This window comes from Alienimonas chondri (assembly GCF_013036045.1).
Taxonomy (GTDB): domain Bacteria; phylum Planctomycetota; class Planctomycetia; order Planctomycetales; family Planctomycetaceae; genus Alienimonas; species Alienimonas chondri.
Map to the genome: position 1 here is coordinate 1 of NZ_WTPX01000285.1, position 2,844 is coordinate 2,844.

Here is a 2,844-nt window from a genome sequence, read left to right on the forward strand (position 1 = left end):
TGGCTCACCCGCCCTCCCCGCCGACCGTGCCCGACGCCGACGCGCCCATCCCTCCGTCCTCGCATCACCGGGGGGTCACGGCGATCTTTGTGCGAGGGTTGGCGATCACGCTGCCCAGTATCTTGACCATCGCGATCCTGCTGTGGGCCGCGGGGATGCTGATGGATTACATCGTCAACCCGGTCAGCGGGTTGGTGCGGTACTCGATCGGACAGGCGATTCGGGAGGACGTGCCCTCCGCGAACCTGATTCGGCCGGAAACGCGGCCGGAACTCGATTACGCCGGCACGAACTACGTCGTGCGTCCCGACGCCGCGGAGAAACTCGCCGCGGTCGATACCGGCGGCGCCGTGCTGACGCCCGCCGACATCACGCGGGCCGGCTTGGATCAGGACGTCTTCGTTCGCTTTGGTCCCCGGGCGGTGCCGTACCGGGACTTCGCGCTCGTGGCCCGCACGGTCCCGGGGGACGAGATGCCCCACAAAGCCGTGGGGCTGTACGCGGAACTCGCCACGGAGAAGTACTTTCGCAGCAGCTTTATCCTCAGCGCGCTCGCGGTGGTGCTGGCTCTGCTGGGGATCTACTTCATCGGCCGTCTGGTCGGCGTGCGGGTGGGCGCCTGGCTGGTGAAGAAGGTGGAGGACGACGTGCTCGGCCGGCTGCCGGTCGTCAGCCGGGTCTACGGCAGCGTGAAGCAGGTGACGGACTTCCTCTTCGCGGAACGGCAGATCGAATACAACAGCGTCGTCGCCGTCGAGTACCCGCTGGAAGGCGTCTGGTCGATCGGCTTCGTGACCGGCGAGAGCATGAAGGGGACCGTCGAGGCGGCCGGCGAACCGCTGTATTCGATCCTGATGCCAACGTCCCCCATGCCGATGACCGGCTTCACGATCAGCGCCCCGCGAAGCAAAGTGCGGGAACTGGACCTCACCGTGGAGCAGGCGTTCCAGTTCTGCCTGAGCTGCGGCGTGCTCGTCCCCCCGCAACAGGCGCTCGGTCCGCGGCCCCGGGTCAATGGCACGCCGCCGGGCTCCGTTGCTCCGAAGACCATTCCCGCTCCGAAGGACCTGATCGGAAGCCCCCGTGTCGGAAGCACCCGTGACTGACGGCGACGGCCCCGCTGCCGGCAATCCCCCCGCCCTGCGGATCGCCACCCGCGACAGCCCCTTGGCGATGTGGCAGGCGAATCATGTCGCCGATCTGCTGCGAAACGCTCATCCGGACCTGACGGTCGAGTTGGTCGAGGTGAAGACCACCGGCGACCGGAATCGCGTCGACCCGCTCCCGGCGATGGCGGAGCAATCGGGGGGGATCGGCCTGTTCACCAAGGAGGTGCAACGAGCCGTGTTGGACGGACGGGCGGATCTCGCCGTGCATTCCCTTAAGGATCTGCCGACCGGGCCGGTCGACGGGCTGACGCTCGCCGCGGTGCCGGAGCGGGCCAGCCGCTGGGATGCGTTGGTGCTGCCGGCCGATGCGGTGTCGAACGGGGCGACCGGCTCGCTGGACGATCTGCCCAGCGGGGCGACCGTCGGCACCGGATCGCCGAGACGTCGGGCGCAACTCCTCCGTCTGCGCCCCGATCTGCTGTTCGCGGAGGCCCGCGGGAACGTCGGCACCCGGCTGGAGAAGCTCGACGCGGGGGAGTTCCACGCCCTGATTCTCGCCGAAGCCGGCCTGGACCGGCTGGGGCTGTCGAGTCGAATCTCGAAGCGACTCGAATCGGAAACGCTGCCCGCGGTCGGTCAGGGGGCGCTGGGCATCGAATGCCGAACCGGCGACCCCGCGGTCGCGCTGCTGGCGCTGCTGAACCATCCCGTCGCCCGCGCCGAGGTCGACGCCGAACGCGCCTGCCTGAATCGCCTGGGCGCCGGGTGTCATGCCCCGGTCGGCGTGCGGGCGCGGATCGTCCCCCTGGACGGCGGCGGCGGGGAGATCAGCCTGACCGCGGCGCTGCTGTCGTTGGACGGCGAGACCGTCCTACAGGCGAACGCCACGGGTCCGGACGCCCACGCGGTGGGCGTCGCCGTCGCGGAGAGCCTATTGGAACAGGGCGGAGCGGCGTTGCTCTAACGCCCCCGCCGGGCCGGAAGCCGTTGCCTTAGACGAGCGGCGCCACGTCGGCGAGGTCGGTGACGCCGGCGTACGGGTCGCTGTCGGCGCTCATCCCGGGGCCGTAGTTCCAACGGGCGCGGCGGTGCTCCTGCAGGTTATGACAACCGACAGCTTGCGAAATCACCCCGGCAAAGAGGACGACCAGGGCGAGACGCCGCATAGGCTGGGAGCGACGGGAGAGAACGGGCAAGGCGGCGGTCATCCTGAGAATCCCTCGGCGGGTCGGGGAGGTCCGAGAGAAAGATCGGCGCGCGGCGGCCGCCGGCATGATCCAATCTGGCGGCACGACCGGGAAGGCCGCTCGATTCCGCAAAACCGGCGAAACCCGGGCGCCCCTGCTGGATCTCGCGGGAGTCCGCGGCCGAAGGAATCGACAGCCTTCGTACCGACCGGACCGCCCCCGATGCGCCTCACTTCTTCCTCTCGCCGAATGCTGATCGCAGCCCGCCTGTGCTGCGCCGCCGGGGTGATGAGCACGTTGGGAGTCGGCTGCACGCACCTCCGCGATCAAGGCTACTACTCCGGCAGCAGCCGCGACTCGATGACGAGGGCGTTGAGCGACAGCGAAGGCACCGCCGAGCCGGGCGAACTCGCCGGCGATTTCCTGCCCGGCGGTCCCGGCGCCGAGTGCCCGAGTTGCGGCCCGACCGGCTGCGGAGCCGGGTGTCCGTTGGCGTCCGGCAGGACGCTCAGCGGGCCGGCGCTCGCCGCCGCGGAGGCGATCGACGC

General features: G+C 69.9%; 3 protein-coding genes and 1 pseudogene. 3 read left to right on the forward strand and 1 reads right to left on the reverse strand.

The window, feature by feature from the left end; translation table 11 throughout:
* Together LzC2_RS21000 and hemC are read left to right on the forward strand one after the other, a co-directional pair.
* Window positions 1-1,106 (forward strand): DUF502 domain-containing protein (locus tag LzC2_RS21000; protein ID WP_206678851.1); only part of this gene is annotated, 1,106 nt, incomplete at its 5' end.
* Window positions 1,084-2,073: a hydroxymethylbilane synthase gene (gene hemC / locus LzC2_RS21005; protein ID WP_315854772.1), complete on the forward strand. Its 990-nt coding sequence runs from the start codon at window positions 1,084-1,086 to the stop codon at window positions 2,071-2,073. The genes LzC2_RS21000 and hemC, both read left to right, overlap by 23 nt.
* Window positions 2,074-2,101: 28 nt before the next feature.
* Here hemC and LzC2_RS21010 read toward each other — a convergent pair whose 3' ends face one another.
* Window positions 2,102-2,317: a hypothetical protein gene (locus LzC2_RS21010; RefSeq protein WP_171189982.1), complete on the reverse strand. Its 216-nt coding sequence runs from the start codon at window positions 2,315-2,317 to the stop codon at window positions 2,102-2,104.
* A 201-nt stretch (window positions 2,318-2,518) separates the two neighbouring features.
* On the opposite strand from LzC2_RS21010, the pseudogene LzC2_RS21015 reads away from it, so the two are divergent.
* A pseudogene (locus tag LzC2_RS21015) lies at window positions 2,519-2,844 on the forward strand (hypothetical protein); the annotation flags it as partial.